We start from the raw sequence: 25003 nt of genomic DNA on the forward strand, positions 1-25003 counted from the left end.
AGAGTATCGTGCAGACCTTATCCGAACCGTCTATTCCTTCTCCTCAGAATTCCGGACCAACAGCCCGGTTTTTACAGCAGGCCTCTGAGGGTACTGTTGAGGGCGCAATGCCTGAAACAGCACTGGACCTGCTGGTTATTGGCGGAGGAATTAACGGTACAGGAATCGCCAGAGATGCCGCAGGACGCGGGCTTTCTGTTCTACTGTGCGAACAGTCTGATCTGGCTTCAGCCACATCCTCTGCCAGTAGCAAACTGATTCATGGCGGGCTGCGCTATCTGGAACATCATGAATTCCGGCTGGTCAGCGAGGCACTGAAGGAACGGGAAGTATTACTCGGCTTGGCCCCTCATCTGGTCAAACCCATGCGGTTTATTCTGCCTCACGCTCCTCACCTGCGCCCGGCCTGGATGATCAGAATCGGTCTGTTTCTGTATGATTTTCTGGCCCGTCGTAAAACACTGCCCGGTAGCAAGGGCCTGAAATTCAACGATGACTCACCCTTGAAACCGGCTTTCCGAAAAGGTTTCGAATACTCTGACTGCTGGGTTGACGATGCACGACTGGTGGTCAGCAATGCTATCGATATTGCTGAACTGGGCGGCACCGTATTGAACCGCACCCGGTGTGTCTCGGCAGTCAGGGAAGCAGAAGTCTGGAAAGTTACTCTGGAAGACTGCCTCACCTCACAGCAACATACGGTCTACAGCAAGGGGCTGGTCAATGCGGCAGGACCATGGGTAGCGAAAGTCATCAATAACAGCCTGCAGCAGAAGTCCCGCTATGGTATTCGCCTGATCAAGGGCAGCCATATCATCGTACCCCGCATGCACAAGGGTGACCGGGCCTATATTCTGCAAAACAAGGATCGTCGTATTGTTTTTGTGATCCCCTATCTCGAAAATCATACGGTTATCGGCACCACCGATGTGGAATATCAGGGTGATCCTTCCGATGTCACTATCTCGGCAGAAGAGACACAATACCTGCTTGATGTCGTTAATGATCACTTCCGGACTCAGCTGGAAACCGGGGATATTGTGAGCTCCTATTCAGGTGTGCGCCCTCTGTGTGATGATGAGTCCAACGACCCCTCAGCTATCACCCGAGACTACACCGTTACTGTCGAAGATATGGAAGGCCACACGCCACTACTCAATGTTTTTGGTGGCAAACTGACGACCTATCGAAAGCTGGGTGAAGCCGCACTGGAACAGCTGCGCCCCTACTATCCATGGATGCAGCCGAAATGGACTGCAACAGAACCGCTTCCCGGTGGAGATCTGGGAACAGCAACTTTCGGCCAGTTTCTGCGTAATCTGAAGCGGAACTATCACTGGCTACCACCGCACCTCTGTCGTCAGTATGCAACTCGTTATGGCAAGCGCTGCCTGAAATTGCTGGAGAACACACATTCACTCAATGATCTGGGTGATTACTTCGGCGGTGGACTATATGCCCGTGAAATAGACTACCTGGTCAGAAACGAATGGGCGATGAGCGCCGATGATATTCTGTGGCGGCGTACCAAGGCAGGTCTGGAATTCAGTTCAGAGCAGAAAGCAAAACTGGAAGATTACCTGAAGCATCATCATTCACTGGAATAAAGTGAAAACAGAGACTTATTCAAGAAAGGTCAAAGGGAGCGAGCGGTCTATCCACCGCTCCACCATGAAAACAGAAACCCGCTGACAGCAATACCACCCATTACCACAATAAAAATATCCAGCAGGGGCTGCCGACATTCTTTCAGCTTCGGCACCCGATAATGGGCATACACCGGCATAAAGAACAGAATAGCGCCCAGTACCGGCACCACGACTACTTCGATCATGGCAATCACACTCCAGTTCATGCACGCCGCCAACCAGGTCGAAAGAAAAACAAACAGAATCGATAATCTGCAGGTTGCGGCATGACCCAGTGCCAGCTTCCTTTTATTTACCTGCTGGGTTATTAACCCCTGAACGCCCTCCAGGGTTCCGAGATAAACCCCGACAAACGAGCTGGCAATCGCCATAAAGCTGAGAACAGGAGCAATAACCGAGAAAAACAGATGTCCTTCCCGGTTTGCCAGCACACTGAGTACCGGTAGATTCTTTTCCCGAGCCAGTTCCACTTCTGCTGGCGTCAGCGTCAGAATGCAGGAAAATACAAACAGTAGAATAACGACCAGTAACAGGCAGGTGTTACGCCAGATAATCTGGCTGGTTTTGCGCCGACTGGCAGCAATCCCGCCAGGCATATGACGATAGGCTTCAGCCAAGGATGAGCAGACCGGAGAGTGATTAAAAGAAAACACCAGTAAGGGTGTCGTCAGGAATAGTGCAATTACAAAATCCTTCGTCGAGATGGAACGCTGAAACACAGCCGTACTCCACTCCGGAATCAGATACAGGGAAAGCAATACCAGAAACACCACCAGCGGAAAAACCAGCAGCTCTACTGCTCGCAGCATCCATTGTTCTTTGGCATGGGTGACCAGCATCAGAGCTACGACCAGCACCAGACTCAAACCCACTCTTCCCGGTGGTTCCCAGCCCAGCTGATACTCCACAAATGACTGCACCACATTGGTCAGGCCAATCCCGTACATCAACATAATGGGGTAAATCGCCAGAAAATAGGCAAATGTCAGCCAGCGTCCACTGCCGCGACCAAAGTGCTCAATTACGGTATGAGTGATATTGCCGCCAGAATGAGTACCACTCAGGCAGAACCGGGTCAGATTCCGGTGTGCCAGCCAGATCATGGGGCCAGTAATCAGACTCAGCAGGATCAGTGGCCAGATACCACCGGAGGCCGCCCCCAGCGGCAGATACAAAATTCCGGCACCAACCGCAGTGCCAAATAAATTGAACATCCAGCCGGTATCCCTGGCTGTCCACTTTTCATTTGCGGCAGACTGTTGTTCAACTAAAGATGCTTCGCTTGTTTCAGCCATAGAGTTCTCCTGACTGAAACTATAGATGCACAGCCCAACACAATGGTTCAATCCTGCAATTTTATGTTGAAGTGGTGTGAATTAACGCTGCACATAAATCATTAATACCCGCACAGGAGATGTTACGGATTAATCATGCAGTTAGCGCATTTCGAAAAGGTCGAACGACAAGCTGGCCAAGGAGCTACTGCTCTCATGACCAGCTTTAACTTCAGGGCTTATTGACCAGTTCAGGAGGCACTACGCAAGCGAGTTGCCACGTTAACCATTGCAGCAAGGGATTTGCGTACTTCATCCCAGCCTCGGGTTTTCAGGCCACAATCCGGATTGACCCACAACCTTTCAACCGGAATTCGCTCGGCAGCCTTGTTCAACAAACTGTACATCCAGTTTTCATCAGCCACATTAGGCGAGTGAATATCATAGACACCGGGACCAATCGCATTGGGATACTGGAAAGCTTCAAAAGCATCCAGCAGCTCCATATCCGAGCGAGAGGTTTCAATGGTGATCACGTCCGCATCCAGTGCAGCGATATACTCAATGATATCGTTGAATTCGCTGTAACACATATGGGTGTGAATCTGGGTTGAGTCCTTGGCTACACCGGCAGCAATACGGAAGCTTTCAACGGCCCATGACAGATATTCAGGCCATTTTTCCTTACGTAATGGCAAACCTTCCCGTAGAGCCGGTTCATCTATCTGGATAACAGAGATGCCTGCCGTCTCCAGATCAGCCACTTCATCCCTTAATGCCAGCGCCAGCTGCTGAGCAGAGACTTTTCTGTCGACATCTTCCCGGGGGAAAGACCAACACAGGATGGTTACCGGACCGGTCAGCATGCCTTTAACCGGCTTTTCGGTCAGGCTCTGGGCATAGCAGGACCAATTCACTGTCATAGCCGCCTTGCGGGCAATATCGCCTACGATAATGGGTGGTTTGACGCAGCGGGAACCATAACTCTGCACCCAGCCCAGACGGGTAAAGGCAAAACCTTCCAGCAGTTCACCGAAGTACTCCACCATATCATTGCGTTCCGGTTCACCGTGAACCAGAACATCCAGTCCCAGTGTTTCCTGCTCACGAATAACCTGACTGATTTCAGCCTGCATCCGCTCGACATAATCATCTTCATCCAGCTTGCCACTCCGATACTGACTTCTCGCCCGTCGAATATCGGCAGTCTGGGGAAACGAGCCGATTGTAGTGGTAGGCCAGGCGGGTAGCTGCAGCTTTTGTTGCTGCTGTTGTGCTCGTACCTCAAAGCCGGATGAACGTTTAGCCTGTTCCGGTGCAATATCGTTAACCCGCTGCTGCACCTCAGGCCGATGTACCCGGGATGATTGCTGACGCTGGGTAACAACCTGATCGCTGGCACTCAGGTGAGCCAGCACAGATGCAGATTCATCACCTTCGAGCAAGTTCGCCAGGGTACTCACTTCTTCAACTTTTTGGGCTGCAAATGCCAACCAGCCTTTCAGTTCATTATCCAGCTCAGTTTCCTGCGCAACATCTACCGGAACATGAAGCAGAGAGCAACTTGGTGCAAGCCATAACCGGTCTCCCAAACGCTGCTTTGTCTCTTTAAGCTCATCACTGATAGCGCGCAAATCCGTTCGCCAGATATTACGTCCGTTAACGACACCGGCTGAAAGGATTTTGTAAGGTGAAAGCTGATCAACCACTGTTTGCAGCTGCAGTGGAGCTCTTACCAGATCAATATGCAGCCCTTCTACCGGCAGGCTGCAGGCCAATCCCAGGTTGTCACCCAGCTCACCAAAATAAGAAGCCAGCAGGATTTTTACACTGCACGACTGAAGTCTGTTATAGGCAAACTCGTAACCATCTCGCCAGTCCTGTGGCAAGTCCAGCACCAGTGCCGGCTCATCCAGCTGAACCCACTCAACTCCGGCAGCAGCAATCTGCTCCAGCAGATCACTGTAGACAGCAACCAGCGGCTCCAGCAGTGACAGCTTGTCCAGCGTTTCATCACGTGATTTTCCCAGCCAGAGGTAAGTCAGCGGTCCAGGCAATACAACCTTGATACGGTGACCTGCATCCTGAGCCTCTTTAATTTCACTCAGTAGCGCGTCGGAGTTAAGACTGAAGCTCTGCTTCGATTCAAATTCGGGCACAATATAGTGATAGTTGGTATCAAACCATTTGGTCATCTCACAGGCGGCAGTGGCTTTCCCTGAAGGCGCCCGTCCACGGGCCATACGGAAATAACAATCCAGATCAGGGGCTTCTCCTTCACCCAGCCCGAAGCGCTCCGGCACCACACCCAGCAGGCAGCTAAGATTCAGCATGGTGTCATACCAGGCAAAATCGCCTACCGGCACCAGATCAATACCGGCATCAGCCTGCTGCTTCCAGTTTTCAGCTCGCAGCTGCTTGCCGACAGCCAGCAACTCTTGCTGTGGCATATCACCGGCCCAATAGGCTTCAACCGCTTTTTTCAGTTCCCGGCGGGCACCAATACGTGGATAGCCCAGAGTATGTGTTGTGGTCATGAAGAATTCCCTGTTCCTGAGTGCAGCAGAGGGGCGCGTGCATCATGGATCACATTGTGGAAAACACTTAGACTTGAATCAAACTCATAAAATTAATATAAAAATTGAGAAAAATTCATGATAGAGCGACGACATCTGCACACGCTAACTACGCTCAGGGACAGCGGCAGCCTGATTGAAGCGGCCCAGCGATTACATCTCACCCAATCTGCCCTGTCTCACCAGCTGAAAGACCTGGAGCAGAGGCTGAATCTGCAATTGTTTGTCAGGAAGTCCCGCCCGCTGCGTTTTACTACTGCAGGCCAGCGATTGCTCGCTCTGGCAGATTCAGTCCTCCCCCAATTCAGACAAACCGAAAGAGAGCTGCTTCGGCTCAGTCAGGGTGAAACCGGCCGACTGCATATTGCGATTGAATGCCACAGCTGTTTCCAGTGGCTGATGCCGGCTATTGACGCATTTCGTGATCACTGGCCGGATGTTGAAATGGATCTTGCCAGTGGTTTCAACTTCGCGCCGCTGCCCGCTTTAACCCGGGGTGATCTGGATCTGGTGGTCACTTCAAACCCGCAATCACTGCCGGGAATCTCTTATATCCCCCTGTTCAGCTATGAAGTACTGCTAGCTGTTTCCCATCGTCACCCATTGGCTGAATCAACTTTTATTCAGGCTCAGGATTTGGCTGCGGAAACCCTGATCAGTTACCCGGTAGAACGTGAACGGCTGGATATCTTTACCCAACTGCTTGATCCTGCTGGCATTGAGCCTGCTGCCATCCGTACTGCGGAACTGACCGTTATGATGTTACAGCTGGTTGCCAGTGGTCGTGGCGTTTGCGCCCTGCCCAACTGGGCTTTGGCTGAACACAGCGACAAGCGGTTTATCCGGGCACTGCCGTTGGGAGAGAAAGGTATCTGGACTACATTGTATGCGGCAGTGAGAGAGGATCAGCTTGAAATGTCGTTTATGAGGGATTTTCTCGGTATTGCCAAGGATATCTGCTTTTCCAGTCTGACCGGTGTTCGGCCGGCATCAAAAACAGTCTAGACAGTGCTTGAAACAGAAAAGCCCGCATCATTGCGTAATGATGCGGGCTTTTCTGTTTTAGCAATCAGAGATTCAGAAACAAAGCAGACTATCAGGCCAGCTCGGCATCCGGCACAACCTGGCGCTTGCGACGACGCTGAATCATAATAACCAGCGCAATCAGCAACAGTGCAGGCAGATAGAACCACTGCGCAGCAACACGGTCATTTTCGACCTGAACCGCGACAATCTGCTGATCAAAGTCCAGTCCGGCTTTAGCCGCAGGACTGCCAAAGGTCACCATATCGATCAGGGTTTTACCTTCATCGTCATACAGAGCCAAGCCGGCATCAGCCAGACGCTGTTCACCATCAGCGGCATCGGAAACCGGCAACAACACGACACTTTCCACCTGGTTGCCGTCAAAGTCTTCACTGCTGACGATCAGACGCAGATCAGAACCAGCCGGCAGTTTTTCAACGACTTCTGTAATCGCCCCGCCCGCATGGGACTCGAACGGCTCTTCAATCTGGTTCAGCCAGAAATCCGGACGTACCAGAGTGAATGCAACCAGCACCAGAATCAGAGATTCCAGCTTGGTGTTACGAGCCACAAAGAAGCCCTGAACACCAGCCGCAAACAGGCACATGGCTGCCAGCGTAATGCCAAAGATCAGCGCCGCATGCCAGAAGCTGTCGATACCCACCAGAATGATGTCGGTATTGAAGATAAACATCAGTGGCAGTACAGCTGTCAGCATCGCGTAGCCAAAAGCCTGAACCCCGGTCTTGATCGGGTCTGCTCCGGAAATCGCGGATGCCGCAAAGGCTGCCAGACCAACAGGCGGGGTAATATCTGCCATGATACCGAAGTAGAACACATACAGATGGACAGCAATCAGCGGTACAACCAGACCGTGCTGCGCACCCAGCTCAATAACAACCGGTGCCATCAGGCTGGAAACCACAATGTAGTTTGCAGTTGTCGGCAGGCCCATACCCAGAATCAGACTGATAAAGGCAATCAGCAACAGCATTGCAATCAGACTGCCACCGGCCAGCCATTCAACAAAGGCGGTCATTACTGGCCCCAGACCGGTCAGGGTTACTGCACCTACAACAACACCAGCCGCAGCAGTCGCCACACCGATACCGATCATGTTACGGGCACCGGTTTCCAGTCCGGCAACCAGATCAGCAAAACCTTCTCTGAAACCGCTGGCAAGATCACTGTGATTTCGGAAGAAACCAAACAGTGGCTTCTGGGTCAGCAGAATAAACATCATGAATGCTGTCGCATAAAATGCAGACAGGCCTGGAGACAGACGCTCAACCATCAGGCACCAGATCAGTACCGCAACCGGCAGCAGGAAATGCAGACCGGACTTAACCACCGGACCCAGTTCAGGCAGCTTTTCAACCGGGTTATTCGGATCGTCTTCTTCCAGATCAGGATAAGCTGATGAGAATTTGATCAGCCCGATATAGGCAATCAGAATGCCGACAGCAATCAGTGGCATTGCTGCTGCACCGGCCATCATCTTGATAAAGCTCAGTGCGTAATAGATGACACCGGCAACAATCAGCAGGCTGGAAATGGTAATACCATTACGCAACAGGCGCTGTTTCCAGGGCGCAAGCACACCGGCACGGGGCAGACCTTTCAGATCAGCTTTCAGCGCTTCCAGATGAATGATGTACAGGAAAGTAATGTAAGCCGCTACCGCAGGGACAAAGGCATGCTTGATGACATCAACATAGGGAATGCCGACATACTCAACCATCAGAAATGCCGCAGCACCCATGATAGGCGGCATGATCTGACCATAACAGCTGGAGGCTACTTCAACGGCACCTGCCTTGTGTGCCGGGAAACCCATACGCTTCATCAACGGAATGGTAAAGGTACCGGTAGTTACCACGTTGGCAATGGAGGAGCCGGAGATCAGGCCGGTCATACCGGAGGCCAGTACTGCCGCCTTGGCCGGACCACCGCGATAGTGACCCAACATGGCAAAGGCCATCTTGATGAAATAGTTACCGGCACCTGCTCTTTCCAGCAACGCTCCAAACAGTACAAACAGGAATACGAAACTGGTCGAAACACCCAGCGCAATACCGAACACGCCCTCGGTCGACAGCCACAGGTGGCTGGCTGCTTTGGACAGTGAAGCGCCACGGTGGGAGATAACTTCCGGCATATAGGGACCGGCAAAAATATAAACCAGGAATACACCGGCAACGATCATCAGCGGTGGTCCCAGCGCCCGGCGGGTACTTTCCAGCAGCAGCACCATACCGGCAACGGCCGTTACGACATCCAGAGTGATCGGTGCACCCGGACGGGTAACCAGTTCACTATAAAATGAAAACAGATAGCTGGCAGAGAAAGCGCCAACCAAGGCAAATATCCAGTCCTGCACCGGTACCTTGTTACGCGGCGAGGAACTTAATGCCGGAAAGGCAGTAAATGCCAGAAAGACAGCGAACGCCAGATGAATGGCCCGCGCCTGGGTATCATTGAGGATACCGAAATTCAGTGCAAACGGCAGTGGTGAGGCATACCACAGCTGGAACAGTGACCAGACAATCGCAACACCGGCAATCAGCCGGCCGGCCATACCTGCCGGGTGTCTTGCTCCGGAATCGGCTTCCAGCGCCATTGCTTGCAGCGCTTCCTGATCCGGCTGATCCTGAGTTGTATGAGTATTTTGCATTATCTGTAAACTCTTCCATTTAAAAAACAGGCTTACAAGATCATCTTTCAGATCCGACTGCTTTCAGCCTGCAGTTTCGGGAAAGACTCCCTGAGTCCAGCCGAACTGTGAAAATGGCAGCATTCCAGTAGATGAATAAGAGGAACGAAGCAACCCGGACTTAAACGTCCAGGTTGCAACGATGTCATGCCTGACAGGACAAGACTTAGTTCAGCAGACCTGCTTCACGGAAGTAACGGGCAGCACCCGGGTGCAGCGGTGCAGTGTTACCGTCGCTTACCATGTCTTTCGGATCCAGGCTGGCAAAAGCCGGGTGCAGACGCTTGAAGCGGTCGAAGTTTTCAAATACGGACTTGGTCAGCTGGTAGATGCTTTCTTCGTCAGCACCGACAGAAGTTACGAAGGTAGCCTTAGCACCCAGAGTCGGGATATCGGCATCGTTACCCTTGTACAGGCCACCCGGCACCTTGTAGGAAACCAGGTAGGACTTCTCGGCAACCATATCACGGGTAGCCTTGTCATCAGCCGCTACAATGTTGGCATCACAGGAAGTAGTCGCTTCCTGGATCGCACCATTGGGGTGACCGGCAAAGTAAACCATGGCGTCAATCTTGTTATCACACAGCGCCTGAGCCTGCTCTGCAGCCTTCAGCTCGGATACCAGCTTGAACGCATCCATGGTCCAGCCTTTCTGAGCCATCAGCGCTTCCATTGTGGCGCGCTGACCGGAACCCGGGTTGCCCACGTTGACACGCTTGCCCTTCAGATCTTCAAAGGTTTTGATGTCGGCATCTTTACGCGCTACGACAGTAAAGGCTTCGGTGTATACGGAGAAGACAGAACGCAGGTCCTTGTATTCACCTTTCGCCTTGAAAGCACCTTCGCCGTTCCAGGCGTTGAACTGCTGGTCAGACTGGGCAACACCCAGGTCCAGCTCGCCGGCACGAATGGTGTTGATGTTGTAAACAGAGCCACCGGTTGCTTCAACGGAGCAGCGGATGCCGTGTTGCTTGGTACCCCGGTTTACCAGCTTGCACATGGCGCTGCCAGTCGGGTAGTAAACGCCGGTCACACCGCCAGTACCGATGGAAACGTGAGTGGTCTGTGCCGCAGCTTGGGCACCGCCGGACAGTGCAAGTGCAGAAGCAAGGGAAAAAGCAGCACACAAAGGTGTCATCAGCTTACGCATACAGCATGGCTCCTTGGTCGTGTTTATTGTGTTCTGAAGTCGTTATTGTATTGAGGCCCAAAAACTACGCCGAAATACTAATGATCCCGACAGGGCTCAAAATGGTGTCACCGAATAAACGTCAGTCGCAGAATAATTAACTGCCAGCTGTACCAACGCAGACAACGGATTGCGGTGGTGACATGGTTTGCATCTGTGCATTTACCATTATTCAGCTAGTAGACAGCACATCAGGCGGGAGCAACTATATTGAAACTACGTACAAAAGTCGAACTTGCCGCAAAACAAAAAAGAACCTTTCAGAACAAAAAAGAACCCCTCACAACCCGACAAAAAAGTGACAAAACCTGAACAGAAAAACGATTTTAAGCGCAAGATACTAACCAAATCACGAACTTTAAACGCATAAAAACCAAAATAAAATCGTGTTCGAATGTCTTTCAACAGGAAAACAAAACAGGTGAAAATTTGATCAACATCAAATAGAAGAGTGCTACCGACATTCTAAAAAACAAGAAGTCGGCAGCTTTTATAGAAATTTTAGCCAGAAAATGATGGTTTTTTAACGTTGTCGACGTGGCCACACCAGACTGAAACGTGCACCGCCCAGATTACTCTGACCTACCAATGCACGACCGTTATGCCAGAGCATGATCCGGCGCACAATGGAAAGTCCCAAACCATAGCCTCCGGAAGCTCGCGTCCTGCTGTCATCAAGACGGGCAAACGGAGTAAAGATCCGGTCCCAGTGTTCCTCCGGAATACCAGGTCCGTCGTCGTCCACATCAACACGACAGGTATCCTGACTGACGGTAAACTTCACCTCAATTCGGGAGTTGGCATAACGACAGGCATTCCCTACCAGGTTCTGAATCGCCCGATGCAGGTAGCGCTGTTCAATATCCGCCCGGCGCTTGGTTTCAAGCGAACGGCAGGGAATGTAAACAACCTCTATTTTATCCTGCTGGCGACCATGCTCGGTGACGACCTGAGATACGACCTTGTCCACATCAACCCGGCGGAAATGGATTGTCGGGGCACCCTGCTCCAGGTTGGCATAGGTCAGGATTTCATCAACCAGCTTGTCCAGCTCTTCGATATCCTGATCCATGCCATCGAGCTGACGCTCCATCTCTTCCCGGCTTTCGGCATCAGCTACCATCGCCAGTCCGAAACGTAACCGTGCAACCGGCGTCCGAAGCTCGTGGGATACAGCCCTGATCATCTCTTTCTGGATACTCAGCAAACGCTGAATATGGCTGGCCATTCCATTAAAGGCCATTGCCAGCCGGCCCACAGAGTCTTCACCGTGCAGGTTGACCCGTACATCCAGATCACCACGGGAAATTCGGGTAGCGGCCCGTTCCATTTTTCGCAGCCGTTGCTCCAGCCCACGTACCAGAATATAGATAGCCACACTGATAGAGGTCAGCACAAACAGTGCCAGTGTGCCTAACAGCTTGACCGGATACAGATCAAACAGTGGCAATGAACCCAGCTGTAATACCTTGGCGTCAGGTAAAGTACCAAACAGTGTCGCCGAACGACCTGTTTCATCAACCTTCATCACAATCGAGCCTTTGCTCAGCAACTCCCGTTGTGAAAACTCCAGCTCCAGCCGGTTCAGGGGCATCAGTTGCAATGGATAGTCAAAGAGTTGTGCCTGCTGCTGTAACCAGTTCTGCCTCTCGCTTGCAGGCAGGGCTTGCAACAATTCACGCAACAGCTTCAGGGTACCGTGAAAGATCTGGTCAGAAAGGAAGGTAATCTGTCCTTCCAGTACCGACTCAGGGGACAGCTGAACCCAGAATCTCGCACTGCGCTCACCGGAGTGGTGCAACACGATACTGCCGGAATCCAGCAGCTGCTGTTCATCCTGAGTTAACACACCGGGTTCAGGTTGGGTTCGGTGAAAGGCAATTCCCAGTTCCTCTCCCCAGCGGGTCAGCCAGTCAGCCTGCTCGGCTGCCGATTTGTCAGCCAGTTGCCGCACCAGCAGAGTAACCGGAGGAACAACAGTTTCCTCCTGATACTCGGCGATACGGTGGCTATTAATAATGGTAATGCCCAGCCCCGAAAGGATGGATACCAGCACCAGGGTAAATAACAGGCCGGCATAAATACGAAGAAAGACACTGCTCACAGCGGGAACTCCGGTGATTATTCAGCGGAGTCACGTACAAACAGATAGCCTTTGCTACGAACCGTCTTGATCAGGCGGGGGTGCATCGGGTCATCACCGATCTTTGGCCGGATACGGGAGACCCGAACATCAATGGAGCGATCCTGACCATCGTACTCAATGCCACGCAGCTGGGAGAAGATCTCTTCCCGGCTCAGCACTCGACCGGCATTGCTGCACAGCAGCCACAGCAGATCAAACTCGGCACTGGTCAGATCAACACTCTTTTCATTCAGCCAGGCTTCACGCATGGCACTGTCTACGACCAGACCACCAAACACCAGCCGGGCAGACTCTTTCGATGCAACCGGGTCGGTGCCACTCTGGGTCCGGCGCAACAGGGCACGGATCCGGGCCAGCAGCACTCGCGGGTGTACCGGCTTGGCAACATAGTCATCAGCCCCCATTTCCAGACCCAGTACTTCATCAAGGTCATCGGTACGAGCAGTCAGCATCAGAATCGGGCCATGAAAATCAGGCCGTACCCGACGGCAAATGGAAACCCCGTCTTCATTCGGCAGCATCAGATCCAGTACGACCAGATCCGGCTGTTCATTCAATATCCGCTCAACGGCCTTTCCGCCGTCACCTTCTACCGCGACAGACATACCGTTGTTTTCAAGGTATTCCCGGGTCAGATTGGCCAGTCGCTCATCGTCCTCGATGATCAGAATTCGGCCGTTTTCGGCTGCTTCTGCCACAATATTTTCCTGTTTCAGGGAGTTCATACTTCTTGCTCCGGCATATTACCTGTAACTGTTACAGTGCCATTTACCGGATTCTCTTAACCGACTGCGTACTCTACCAGCACAGACGGTGCTGAACCATCGCATTTATATCAGACCGCGATTTCTATCGGATAATTCCCGGGGCAGGCTTGAAGCCATTTGTCAGAAAAGCCACTTCCGAAAGGTGTCCAAAATACAAAAAACAGCAAATAGAAAATTACTTTTATTCAGGTAAAAACAATTAGGTATTTATATCTTTGACCAATCAATACAGTTGCTTTTTTTTATGACCGCAGCTTCACGCAACTTCAGGTTTGCAAACACTTACACGGAGATTTCAGACCACTGACCTACACAAGATTGACCACTTTGGCAAGGGTTGCGAACATGCCAATACCGCATTATCTTGTGTTTATAGATTCAAAGTACACCACATATAGTGGTATCAGCAGCAGCCCGCACAATATCAGGGACTATGGTATTCAGGCTGGCCGGTCGTCTGCATCACTAACCGGATGAAGGATTGACATGGAGCTGTTGACCCGTACTTGCCCACCCGACTCGTCGAGTTACCTCTCGCCGGTCAACCCCAATTTAACGGTATCGGAAGCGTGACCCTGGCGCGGTCTGGAGCTGTTTGCTGCCAGAAAAGCCAGGCGGGGTCAGTTAACGGAGATTTCATGAACAAAAATATTCAGGTCACCAAACGTAATGGCGAGAAGGAACCTCTCGATCTGGAGAAAATTCACCGTGTCGTGATGTGGGCGGCAGAAGGACTGGAAAACGTATCTGTCTCGGAAGTCGAGCTGAAGTCTCACATTCAGTTTTACGATGGCATCAAGTCTACCGATATTCACGAAACCCTGATCAAGTCAGCTGCGGACCTGATTTCCGAAGCCTCTCCTGACTATCAGTATCTGGCCGCCCGGCTGGCCATTTTCCACCTGCGCAAGAAAGCCTACAACCAGTTTGAGCCGCCCAACCTGTATCACCACGTGGTGAAAATGGTTGAGCTGCAGAAGTATGACCAGCATCTGCTGGATGACTACAGCGAAGCCGAGTTCGAAGCGATGAACGGCTTTCTTGATCACAGCCGGGATATGAACTTCAGCTATGCCGCAGTAAAACAGCTGGAAGGCAAGTATCTGGTACAGAACCGGGTATCCGGCGAGTACTTTGAAAGTCCGCAGTTCCTTTATATGCTGATTGGCGCCTGTCTGTTCTCCGGCTATCCGAAAGATACCCGGATGGACTACGTCAAGCGCTTCTATGATGCCGTGTCCACTTTCCGCTTATCTCTGCCAACGCCAATTATGGCCGGTGTCCGGACGCCGACCCGTCAGTTCAGTTCCTGTGTACTGATCGAGTGTGGTGATTCACTGGATTCCATCAATGCCACCTCCAGCGCTATCGTTAAATATGTCAGCCAACGCGCAGGTATCGGTATTAATGCCGGTCGCATTCGGGCCATCGGCAGCCCGATCCGCAGCGGCGAGGCTTTCCATACCGGCTGCATTCCGTTCTACAAGCATTTCCAGACCGCGGTCAAGTCCTGCTCCCAGGGTGGGGTTCGTGGTGGTGCAGCAACCCTGTTCTACCCTCTGTGGCACTTTGAAGTTGAAAACCTGCTGGTACTGAAAAACAACCGCGGGGTTGAAGAGAACCGGGTGCGTCATTTGGACTACGGGGTTCAGTTCAACCAGCTGATGTACCGTCGGCTCATCGAAGGCGGCAATATTACCCTGTTCTCACCCAGCGATGTGCCAGGAATGTATGATGCCTTCTTTGAGGATCAGGAAAAATTCGAAGAGCTATATGCCAAGTACGAACAGGATCCGGCCATTCGCAAGAAGACCCTGAAAGCGGTAGAGCTGTTCTCCCTGTTTGCCCAGGAACGGGCCAGTACTGGTCGGATCTATCTACAGAACGTCGATCACTGTAATACCCACAGCCCGTTTGACCCGAAAGTTGCTCCGGTACGCCAGAGCAACCTGTGTCTTGAAATCGCGCTGCCTACCAAGCCGCTGAATGATTTCAACGATCCGGATGGCGAGATTGCCCTGTGTACGCTGGCTGCATTCAACCTGGGTGCACTGAAGTCTCTGGATGAGCTGGAAGAGCTGTCCGACCTGATTGTCCGTGCACTGGACAGCCTGCTGGACTATCAGGATTACCCGGTTCAGGCAGCCTATAACTCCACCATGGGTCGCCGGCCTCTGGGGGTCGGCATTATCAACTTTGCCAACTACCTGGCCCAGCATGGCGTTAAATATTCCGATGGTTCTGCCAACGATCTGACTCACCGTACTTTTGAGGCGATCCAGTACTTCCTGCTGAAAGCATCCAACGGTCTGGCAAAAGAAAAAGGCACCTGCTCCAAGTTCAATGAAACCACATACAGTCAGGGCATCCTGCCGATAGATACCTATAAGCGCGAAATTGATGAAATTTGCAGCGAATCACTGCATCTGGACTGGGAAGCACTACGCCAGGATATCGCCAGCCACGGTCTGCGCAACTCGACCCTGACTGCGCTGATGCCTTCGGAGACCTCATCCCAGATTTCCAATGCCACCAACGGCATTGAGCCGCCACGAGGCTATATCAGCGTCAAGGCCAGCAAGGACGGTATTCTGAAGCAGGTCGTACCGCAGTATGACGAGTTGCGCGATAACTATGAGCTGCTGTGGCAGATCCCGGACAACACCGGTTACCTGCAACTGGTTGCCATTATGCAGAAGTTTGTTGACCAGACCATTTCCGCCAACACCAGTTACGACCCGGCCCGGTTCGAAGGCGGCAAGGTACCGATGAAACTGATGCTGAAAGATTTGCTGACCGCGTACCGTCTTGGTGTGAAGACCTTGTACTACCACAACACCCGGGATGGTGCCGAAGACAAGCAGGACGATCTGGACGATGGCTGTGCCGGTGGCGCCTGCAAGATCTAGCTGTAAACAGCACGTCAGCGACAGGGATTAAGCCGTCGCTGACACCAACCGCCCGACTGCAGTCTCAGACAACTGAAGCTTTCGGGGAAACAGAACCAACGATTAACGCTTGATGCGCAATGGCATATACCACATTCAACCAGAACAGTTTTGATGCGACGCAGGAACCCATGTTCTTTGGCCAGAACGTGAATGTGTCCCGCTACGACATTCAAAAATACAATATCTTCGAAAAGCTGATTGAAAAGCAGCTGTCGTTTTTCTGGCGACCGGAGGAAATTGACCTATCCAACGACCGCAAGGATTTCATGCATCTGCCAGAGCATGAACGCCATATCTTTCTCAGTAACCTGAAGTACCAGACTCTGCTGGACTCGGTGCAGGGACGCTCGCCCAATGTTGCCCTGCTGCCAATTGTTTCACTGCCAGAGCTGGAAACCTGGATCGAAACCTGGGCCTTCAGTGAAACCATTCATTCCCGCTCGTATACCCATATTATGCGGAATGTAGTCACCGAGCCGGGTGAAGTATTTGACGACATTATCAGCAATGAAGCCATTACCAGCCGGGCGACGGCAATCACCCAGCACTACGATGAGCTGATTGAGGCCGTAACCCTGTATCAGACGCTGGGTGAAGGCACTCATACCATCAATGGTGAAACCGTCGAAATATCCGTCCGGGATCTTAAGCGCAAGCTCTACCTGACTCTGATGTCAGTCAATGTGCTGGAAGCCATCCGTTTCTATGTCAGCTTTGCCTGCAGTTTTGCCTTTGCCGAGCGGGGCACCATGGAAGGTAATGCCAAGGTTATCAAGCTGATTGCCCGTGACGAAGCTCTGCACCTGACCGGCACCCAGCATATGCTGCAGCTGATGGCTGAAGGCAAAGATGATCCGGAAATGGCCGAGATTGCCCGGGAGTTGAAACCGGAAGCTGAAGCCATCTTTATCGCCGCTGCCGAGCAGGAAAAAGAGTGGGCGGAATATCTGTTCAAGGACGGTTCAATGATTGGCCTGAACAAGGATATTCTGAGCCAGTACGTTGAGTACATTACCAACCAGCGAATGCAGGCCATCGGTTTCGATATGCCGTTCAAAATTCGCCAGAACCCGCTGCCATGGATGAACAGCTGGCTGGTCAGCGACAACGTCCAGGTTGCACCCCAAGAGGTTGAAATCAGCTCTTATCTGGTCAGCCAGATCGATAGCGATGTAGACACCGGTGATTTCAGCGACTTTGCGCTGTAAGAAGTTGTCTCCGGCCTGGGATTCCCGGCCCGCAGTGACAGGGCGGGCCGGAACAGACAAGCACTATGAAGGATCAAGGCTATGACTCATATCGTCAAGGTTGCAGAAGGATACAGCTTCATTCCACGGGAGGAACAGACACTGCTTGAGGCACTGGAAGCCCAGGACATTGAAGTTGAATACCAGTGCCGTCAGGGCTTTTGCGGCTCCTGCCAGGTCAAGCTGATCGACGGCAAGATTGAATACACCGAAGCACCGGTCGCCTTTGTTTCGGAAGGACGCATTTTACCCTGCTGCTGCCGGGCCAGCTCCGATATCATTATCGAAGTTCCCATGACTGAAATTCCACCTGCTACCGGCACTGACAACTAACTCGTCCAGCTCTGATCTGACATCATCTCTAGCCACATAAGTATTTTGGTTTATTATGTGGCTCAAAATACCCGAATTTCATTGCAGTAAAAGGCTCGCTGTCAGCAACAGCCTTCGGAATCGTTTATGCAAACAACAGCTTCAGATAATCCCCTGTTCAGTTTTATTAATCCTTCTGATCTTGCTTCCAGTGCTGAAGACGTGTCTTCACAAGCCGGCATCCTTACGCCGTTAACAGAGCGCAGCCTGTTATCTGCCCAAGGTCCTGATACCGAACGCTTCCTGCAAGGCCAGTTCACCTGCAATGTTGCCCGCCTTGAAAGTAATACCAGCAGACCTGGTGCCTGCTGTAATCACAAGGGACGGATGCTGGCGAGTTTTCGCCTGATTCATTCCGGCGATCGTTACCTGCTCAGTCTGCCACTGCAGCAGGGTCAGGCTTTGCAAAGCCATCTGCAAAAGTATGGTGTGTTCTTTAAAAGTGAAATGTCATTGTTAAGTGACAGCTTCGGCGCCTTAGGGGTTGCCGGTGACAGCGCAGCAGCTGCGCTGGAAGCAATGGGAATAGCACTGCCCATTGAAGAAAATCATACAACAGAAAGTGAGCACGGCATTCTGGTTCGTCTCCCCGGAAGCTTGCCCCGGTTTGAATTGTGGGTTCCGGCTGACCGGCTGGAACAGAGCTGGAACACCCTTAACCAGAGCCTGAAGCCGGTAGAACCCGGGCACTGGGAGTTGCTGAATATTCAGTCAGGGCTGGCAGAAGTCAGCACGGAAACCCGTGAAGCTTATATTCCGCAGCATTTTAACTTGCCATCCGTAGGCGGCGTCAGCTTCAAGAAGGGTTGTTATACCGGCCAGGAAATTGTGGCCCGAATGCAGAACCTCGGCAAACTGAAAAGCCGACTGTTCAGACTTCAGCTGGAAAACGACAGTGCACCGGCTATTAATGAAGCGCTGGTAAACGCTGACCAAAAAAGCATTGGTGAGATTGTTGCCAGAGCCTGGAACCCGGCCAACAATAGCTGGGAGTTGCTGGCAGTGATTCGGGAAGATGCAGCGGACAGCAAGAATGTGTTTACCAAAGACGCTGTTCCTCTGTCGGTTCTCCAACTACCTTACGCAATCGATCAAAAAACTGATCTGCAACGGGACTAGGGAACGTTTTGGATGATTCCGGTATGACCCGGAATCATCCACTTCTCTCTGAGTTACAAGCCTATCACTCTGACAGGTTGCTGTGAGCATTTAGCAGCAACAACGCCTCATCAAAGTCATAGCTGTCTATAAGGTGCTTCAACTGTTGCGCAGGCGTTTTACCAATTCTTGCAGCAAGAGCGGCTTCTATCGAATCGAAACGATCGACGACCTCAGCATCTCCCTCTGTCAAAGCTGCCTGCAGCTCAATTAAGTCACCGTCGGATAAGGGCGCTACAGCAGCCTGTTGTTCACTCGGAGAGATTGTTTCTTGTTCAAACGCTCGTAACCAGGCTTCCAGATCTGTCAGCAGTGTATCCAGGTCAGTTTCAAGCTGAGCCAGCAGCGTCTGGTTTTCCGGTTGTTTTTCCAGACGTGCAGCCAGTGCAGCAACATCATTGGCACCTACAGTTGCCGATGCACCTTTAATCGCGTGAGCTTCTCTGGATAGCAGATTCAAATCTTCCCGGTGCTGCATCAATAGCTGCAATCGGGTGCGGTGATCCTTACAATACTGTCCCAGCACCTGCCGGTAACGCTCACTGTTACCCATCATTCTGCCGAGCCCTGCACTGGCATCCAGTCCATTGATACAGATACAAGGTTGAGAATTCAGTTCTTCGGTCTGATTCTCTGCATGACACACAGAGTTTCCACCCAGCCAGGTCCGCAGTACTTTTTCCAACTGGTCCGGATCCAGAGGCTTGGTAATATGATCATTCATACCTGCTTCAAGTGATTTCTCTCTGTCACCACTCATCGCATGGGCTGTCATGGCAATAATTGGCAGTTCCCGGAAGGCTTCGATTTGTCTTAACCTGCGGGTGGCCTCATGACCATCCATAACCGGCATCTGGATATCCATAAAGACCAGATCAAAGCATGTCTGCTGAATCAACTCCAGTGCATCAAGGCCATTGCAGGCAACCGTGACATCGATGCCCATTGAATGCAGCAGCTCACTCGCAACCTGTTGGTTGATCTCATTATCTTCCACCAGCAAGACTCTGGCATTAGACAGGAATTCTGTAGCAGCTGATTGCCCCTGGGGTACAGGTAATGTCAACTGGCCTGCGGCGGCATAAGCCGAATGGATGGCTCTTGCCAAACTTCGGGTTAACACCGGCTTGATCAGCAGCGCATCAAAACCATTAGCGGAAAGATTGGCACCATGCTCAAGGCCATTAAATGCCATAAGCACAAAACGTGTGCGATCCGGCATTTCACAGTCACATTGACGTATAGCCTGGCGCAGACTGGAGGGGTCAGCATCCTGCAAGGTACTGTCGATCAATACCACGTCGGGGCAGAACATATACTGACCAATCGCCTGTTCCGCTTCACGAATAGACGAAACCGTAACAGACTCCACACCGATATTTCGACAGATAGCATCCAGCCGACGGCGCACCAGTTCACTGTCCTCTACCACCAGCAATTTTCTGCAGGCTGAAGGCATTAGCTCAGCAGGGTTATAGGGTGTTGCTGTCTCCGCAACATGCAGCACAGCAGTAAAGGTGAAAGTACTTCCCTGTCCTGGCTCGGAAGTAACACCAATTTCCCCGCCCATCATCTTGACCAGACGCTGGCAAATAGCCAGCCCCAGTCCAGTACCACCAAACCGGCGAGTTGTTGAACTGTCCACCTGAGAGAACGTCTCAAACAACATCGGCAGCTTTTCGGCACTGATACCAATGCCGGTATCCGATACGCCAAAACTCAGTGTCACCTTGTCCCCAGCCTGACTGACGCGTGCGACACTGACACAGATCTCGCCCTGCTCGGTAAATTTCAGAGCATTATGAGTCAGATTCAGCAGCACCTGACCGATACGTAGTGAGTCACCTACCAGTAATCTGGGTACATCAGCAGCAATATCGAACAAGACTTCCAGCTGCTTTTCATCAACCTTTACACCGATCAGACTGGAAAGGTGCTCAAACACATCGTCCAGATTGAATTCCGCAGACTCCATATCCAGCTTGCCCGCTTCGATCTTGGAGAAGTCCAGAATGTCATTAAGGATACCCAGCAAAGAACTGGCAGACTGCTGTATCTTGCCTACATAATCATGCTGACGCTGATCCAGATGAGTCTGTAATACCAGATGACTCAGCCCCATGATTGCATTCATCGGGGTGCGAATTTCGTGGCTCATATTGGCCAGAAATTCACTCTTGGCCCGGTTGGCCTGATCAGCCGCTTCCTTGGCCTGACGCAGTGTTTCTTCAGCCTGCTTGCGATCTCGAATATTACGACCGAAAGCGACAACATAACCTTCACCTTCATATTCCATGTAACTGGCTGTCAATTCGACCGGATAAATTTCACCGTGACGAGCCCGATGCTGGGTTTCCAGCGTCATAACCTTGCGGCTCATCAACTCCTGCCAGAAACTCTGCCAGCCTTCTTCATCATAGTCCGGCCAGATATCCGTAATCTGACGTTGATTCAGCTCATCAGGGGTGTAGTCAAGAAGCAGGCAAAGTGCTTTGTTGAAGTATTTAAATCCACCATTCTGGCGACACCACAGAATAAGGTCAGCGGCATGATCCAGCGAGAAGCGTGACATCATCAACTCACGCTCCCACTCCCGCTCACGGGTAATATCCGCCATCGTGCCAATGGCTCGGAATGGGCGGCCATCGGCATGGCGAATAACCACCTTACCTTTGGTCTGCACGGTAGCGAAGCTGCCATCTTTGCGTCTCAGGCGGAACTCAGCCTGATAAGGCTCATCACTGGCTGCTGACTTTTCATTCAGGAAGGCTGTTACCCGATCCTTGTCGTCAGAGTGAATCAATCTTCGCCAGCTGGAGAAGGAGCCGGTCTGATCATCCGGTTGATAGCCCAGAATCTGCTGATAGCGGGGGCTGAGATACATCTGCTGGTTTTCCAGATCCCAATCCCACAAGCCATCTGTTGTGGCTTCCATCGCTAACTGATAACGCTCCTCACTGGCTCGCAAGGCATCTTCAGCCTGCTTGCGAGCTCTGGCAATCGCAATCAGTTCACCTACACGACGGAGGAGTACAATATCATCGGCTGACCAGATACGATCAGAGCGGTTAGACATCTGGGCAATACAGCCAACTGCAGAGCCTGCCAGCATCATCGGCACATGCAGCACAGCGCCTATCGACTGTTGCTCCATAAAACCGCAAAGCTTTTGCTCTTCAGCACTGTCCAGTTCAATCCGCCGAATCTGACAGGTCCGCCCATGTCGCGGCTCTCGTCCCAACGGACTGCCCTGCACCGAACTCAGGTAATTGATATCGCCTTCAGCCAGAGGCTGACCATTACGACTCCACTGCTGGGCCAGATTAATTTCACCACTGGCCTGAAACTGCAGGATATACATGTGATCACCCTGCATAAACATTGCTACAGCTTCCAGTGCATGCTTGATGGCTTCATCCAGTGGCGTATCCATAAACTGCCGTGTAACACGACTCAGTAATCGGTCAGCCTGAGCCCTGAGCCTGAGTGCTGCCTCAACCTGCTCCCTGCGGGAAATTTCCCGGGAAAGGCGACGGTTCCAGTAAATAATCAGAATCAGCAGGAACAACAGCGAGATCAGACCGATAGTTAATTCTTTACGAGGTACCCAGGCACCCAGTTCGATTAGCATCCATTTCTGTTCTATGGCCCGCCGCTCATCGACCGTAATATTTTCAATGGCCTTGTTAAGCAATGAAACCAGCTCTGGTTGTCCCTTGCGGACACCAAGGCGCAGCGAGCTGGCATAATCCAGCTCAATCGCCATACGCAGATTGGTAATTTTGGCGCGTTCAATCAGATAACTGGCAGATGCCAGATCCATAATGGTCGCATCTGTCTGTCCCAGAGCCACCAACTTCAGTGCCTGTCCAGGTTCATCAGCTAAAACAAAATTGACGTCTTTCAGGCGGTTGGATACATAATCAGTAACCGGCATGCCGGAAACCACACTGACTTTCTTGCCGGACAGGTCACCCAGAGTACTGATAGTGTCGTCCGTCTCCCGGGTGATGACTACATTGGGCACTTCCATATAGGGCACGGTAAAGTCCATGAACCGACCCTGTTCTTCACTCATGTAGGCAACCGGCAGAATCTCGGTTTGCCCCTGATAGATCGCAATTTGCGCTTCAGCCCAGCTGGATGCCCAGTCCTGGGTAAACTGAATCCCCAGTTTGTCTTCGAGCAGACGCATATAATCGGCGCTGACACCTGCCATGGTGCCGTCCTGAGTCATAAACTCCATTGGTGGCATATTGCGCAATGCCATCAATCGCAATACAGGATGATCTTCCAGCCAGCGTCGTTCTCCGGGGGTAAGCTTGATCTGCATATTCTGCTGACCGTAGTAACGGTTCACCGGGTCAAATACCCACCGTTCTTCAAGCCGGGTCAGCTCAGCCTGGCTGATGGCATTGAAGCCATCATTAATTACCGGCAGCAGCTTTCGACTTCGCTCTACTTCCATCGCAGCAGCAATGTATGAGCGCACCAGAATACTGTCGCTTTGTGATACATCGCCAATCAAGCCTCGACGACTGAGCAGGTTGGATATAGCAACCGGCTCGGCCAGAATACCCTGCACTTCATCTCCAAGCAGGCCACTCAGCAAATCATCCCGGTTACCATACTGGCGAATATCGATTTCCGGCATCCAGTGGCGAATCAGCACATCAGAAGAGTTTCCACTGACGACTCCAACCACCATATCATCCAGCTCACTCAGCCCTTGCAAGACTCCCCGGGACTGAAGCTGAAACAGGCTGGAAACCATCACATAAAAAGGCTGGGAATATTGCCAGTTATCACTGCGCTCCTTGAGGGATGACATATCGCCGACAACATCAAGCCGGCCTTCTTTCAGGGCCTGCTGATTATCGAAGCTGTCTGCCATATGAAACCGGATCGGGTAGCCCGTCTTTTCCTGCCACAGTTTCCAGATATCAACAAACAATCCGGCAGGTTCGCCCAATGAGTTGATAAATGAAAACGGGGCGGCATCCATATCCAGTCCGATCCGCAGGGCATCAGCCGGGGCACTGTCTGCTTTGTGCAGCCAGTTATCACGGATCTCCAATCGCTCTTCCCGGGAAATTTTCAGCATTCCCCGCTGTACCAGACGGGACAGATGGCTGCGCTGGGCATCTACCCCGACTTTCATTGGCTGTCTGAAATCCAGCAGGATCTCTTCCAGATCATCCTGAATCGCTCTCATTCCCAGCAGATAGCCCAGTTTCAGGCGGGAGCCGGCAATAGCTCTTACTTTCCCGCGCATAAAGCTGTCAATCAGCTCCTGATCACTGGCAAACGAGACAATCTGGGTTCGAGGCTGGTGTAACTGGATCAGGGTCTGTGCCTGACTGCCGGCAACAACCCCCAAGGGTGCAGCACCATCGACAACATCAGCCTGAGAGATATCCTGCCTGGGATCCAGATACATCACCGTATCCAGCGTCCCAAGTAATGCGGTGGTATCCAGTAGCGGGCTGTCAGCCTTCTCGGCATCAACTACGGCAATTACATCCACCCTGCCATCACGCAACCGGTTCAGCGCCTCTGCTGTACCCATTGCCACAAAACGCACGGGGATACCGGTACGGACAGACCACAGACGCCAGATATCAATGACGGCGCCCTTGGCCTGACCTTTTTCACTGCTGAACATGATTGGTACATTACCGGGCTCATAGGCAATCACCAGCGGCTGGTACTGGTAACGCAGCAACCGTTCATCAGCCATGCCTTTTCCCCCGCTGAGGGAAAAAAGAAAGGCAACTAAAACTGGCAGGATAAACTGGCGCAAACAACTCATCAGCGAATCAAACACAAAAAGATCAGAATGGATAATGGCTCACATCTGATAAAGAGGGTGGAAATCCCCTCCTAAATCTGAGCGAACAGCACTTTTAATTCATTTTAACGATATAAACTACTT

The 25003-nt window shown here is 51.8% G+C and carries 13 protein-coding genes; 6 read left to right on the forward strand and 7 right to left on the reverse strand.

Going from position 1 to position 25003, the window contains the following annotated elements; all coding sequences use genetic code 11:
* Window positions 1-8: 8 nt before the first annotated feature.
* Window positions 9-1607, forward strand: coding sequence for a glycerol-3-phosphate dehydrogenase (glpD, locus tag ACYZZ0_RS17835; protein ID WP_461538000.1), 1599 nt, complete (start codon window positions 9-11; stop codon window positions 1605-1607).
* 47 nt (window positions 1608-1654) lie between these two features.
* Here glpD and ACYZZ0_RS17840 read toward each other — a convergent pair whose 3' ends face one another.
* Both ACYZZ0_RS17840 and metE read right to left on the reverse strand, forming a co-directional pair.
* Entirely contained in the window at window positions 1655-2944 is a 1290-nt protein-coding gene (locus tag ACYZZ0_RS17840; RefSeq protein ID WP_461538001.1) for an amino acid permease, read from the reverse strand.
* Window positions 2945-3174: 230 nt separating this feature from the next.
* Window positions 3175-5460 carry a 5-methyltetrahydropteroyltriglutamate--homocysteine S-methyltransferase gene (gene metE, locus ACYZZ0_RS17845; protein WP_461538002.1) on the reverse strand — a complete coding sequence of 762 codons (2286 nt, stop codon included), beginning with the start codon at window positions 5458-5460 and terminating at the stop codon, window positions 3175-3177.
* Between the two features lie 117 nt (window positions 5461-5577).
* On the opposite strand from metE, the gene ACYZZ0_RS17850 reads away from it, so the two are divergent.
* Window positions 5578-6504 carry a LysR family transcriptional regulator gene (locus ACYZZ0_RS17850; RefSeq protein ID WP_461538003.1) on the forward strand — a complete coding sequence of 309 codons (927 nt, stop codon included), beginning with the start codon at window positions 5578-5580 and terminating at the stop codon, window positions 6502-6504.
* 91 nt (window positions 6505-6595) lie between these two features.
* Here the strand turns inward: ACYZZ0_RS17850 and ACYZZ0_RS17855 are convergent, their stop codons facing one another.
* From ACYZZ0_RS17855 to ACYZZ0_RS17870, 4 genes are all read right to left on the reverse strand, one after another.
* Window positions 6596-9199, reverse strand: a complete 2604-nt coding sequence (locus ACYZZ0_RS17855; RefSeq protein WP_461538004.1) for a TRAP transporter permease — start codon at window positions 9197-9199, stop codon at window positions 6596-6598.
* 205 nt (window positions 9200-9404) lie between these two features.
* Entirely contained in the window at window positions 9405-10388 is a 984-nt protein-coding gene (locus tag ACYZZ0_RS17860; protein WP_461538005.1) for a TAXI family TRAP transporter solute-binding subunit, read from the reverse strand.
* Between the two features lie 562 nt (window positions 10389-10950).
* The gene (locus tag ACYZZ0_RS17865) at window positions 10951-12531 is read right to left on the reverse strand and encodes an ATP-binding protein (protein WP_461538006.1); all 1581 of its coding nucleotides are present in this window, start codon (window positions 12529-12531) and stop codon (window positions 10951-10953) included.
* 17 nt (window positions 12532-12548) lie between these two features.
* Complete coding sequence (locus ACYZZ0_RS17870) at window positions 12549-13298, reverse strand: winged helix-turn-helix domain-containing protein (protein WP_461538007.1); 750 nt, start codon at window positions 13296-13298, stop codon at window positions 12549-12551.
* Window positions 13299-13978: 680 nt separating this feature from the next.
* Between ACYZZ0_RS17870 and nrdA the strand changes: the two genes are divergently transcribed.
* The 4 genes from nrdA (at window position 13979) to ygfZ (ending at window position 19029) form a co-directional block, all read left to right on the forward strand.
* The gene (gene nrdA, locus ACYZZ0_RS17875; RefSeq protein ID WP_461538008.1) at window positions 13979-16249 is read left to right on the forward strand and encodes a class 1a ribonucleoside-diphosphate reductase subunit alpha; all 2271 of its coding nucleotides are present in this window, start codon (window positions 13979-13981) and stop codon (window positions 16247-16249) included.
* Window positions 16250-16368: 119 nt separating this feature from the next.
* Window positions 16369-17499: a class Ia ribonucleoside-diphosphate reductase subunit beta gene (gene nrdB / locus ACYZZ0_RS17880; RefSeq protein WP_461538009.1), complete on the forward strand. Its 1131-nt coding sequence runs from the start codon at window positions 16369-16371 to the stop codon at window positions 17497-17499.
* An 81-nt stretch (window positions 17500-17580) separates the two neighbouring features.
* Window positions 17581-17871 (forward strand): class I ribonucleotide reductase maintenance protein YfaE, encoded by a 291-nt coding sequence (gene yfaE, locus ACYZZ0_RS17885; RefSeq protein ID WP_461538010.1) that lies wholly within the window; start codon window positions 17581-17583, stop codon window positions 17869-17871.
* 126 nt (window positions 17872-17997) lie between these two features.
* The gene (ygfZ, locus tag ACYZZ0_RS17890) at window positions 17998-19029 is read left to right on the forward strand and encodes a CAF17-like 4Fe-4S cluster assembly/insertion protein YgfZ (RefSeq protein WP_461538011.1); all 1032 of its coding nucleotides are present in this window, start codon (window positions 17998-18000) and stop codon (window positions 19027-19029) included.
* 64 nt (window positions 19030-19093) lie between these two features.
* On the opposite strand, the gene ACYZZ0_RS17895 is transcribed toward ygfZ, so the two are convergent.
* Window positions 19094-24808, reverse strand: coding sequence for a transporter substrate-binding domain-containing protein (locus ACYZZ0_RS17895; protein ID WP_461538012.1), 5715 nt, complete (start codon window positions 24806-24808; stop codon window positions 19094-19096).
* Between the last annotated feature and the right edge of the window lie 195 nt (window positions 24809-25003).

Origin of the sequence: Spongorhabdus nitratireducens, from assembly GCA_947387575.1 — a bacterium.
Classification (GTDB): domain Bacteria; phylum Pseudomonadota; class Gammaproteobacteria; order Pseudomonadales; family Endozoicomonadaceae; genus CANDOC01.

Bases quoted from the DNA above. Each gene is read 5' to 3' on its own strand.
- ACYZZ0_RS17840 (WP_461538001.1), bottom strand. From the start codon at position 2,944: ATGGCTGAAACAAGCGAAGCATCTTTAGTTGAACAACAGTCTGCCGCA.
- metE (WP_461538002.1), bottom strand. From the start codon at position 5,460: ATGACCACAACACATACTCTGGGCTATCCACGTATTGGTGCCCGCCGG.
- ACYZZ0_RS17850 (WP_461538003.1), top strand. From the start codon at position 5,578: ATGATAGAGCGACGACATCTGCACACGCTAACTACGCTCAGGGACAGC.
- ACYZZ0_RS17855 (WP_461538004.1), bottom strand. From the start codon at position 9,199: ATGCAAAATACTCATACAACTCAGGATCAGCCGGATCAGGAAGCGCTG.
- ACYZZ0_RS17860 (WP_461538005.1), bottom strand. From the start codon at position 10,388: ATGCGTAAGCTGATGACACCTTTGTGTGCTGCTTTTTCCCTTGCTTCT.
- ACYZZ0_RS17870 (WP_461538007.1), bottom strand. From the start codon at position 13,298: ATGAACTCCCTGAAACAGGAAAATATTGTGGCAGAAGCAGCCGAAAAC.
- nrdA (WP_461538008.1), top strand. From the start codon at position 13,979: ATGAACAAAAATATTCAGGTCACCAAACGTAATGGCGAGAAGGAACCT.
- nrdB (WP_461538009.1), top strand. From the start codon at position 16,369: ATGGCATATACCACATTCAACCAGAACAGTTTTGATGCGACGCAGGAA.
- yfaE (WP_461538010.1), top strand. From the start codon at position 17,581: ATGACTCATATCGTCAAGGTTGCAGAAGGATACAGCTTCATTCCACGG.
- ygfZ (WP_461538011.1), top strand. From the start codon at position 17,998: ATGCAAACAACAGCTTCAGATAATCCCCTGTTCAGTTTTATTAATCCT.
- ACYZZ0_RS17895 (WP_461538012.1), bottom strand. From the start codon at position 24,808: ATGGCTGATGAACGGTTGCTGCGTTACCAGTACCAGCCGCTGGTGATT.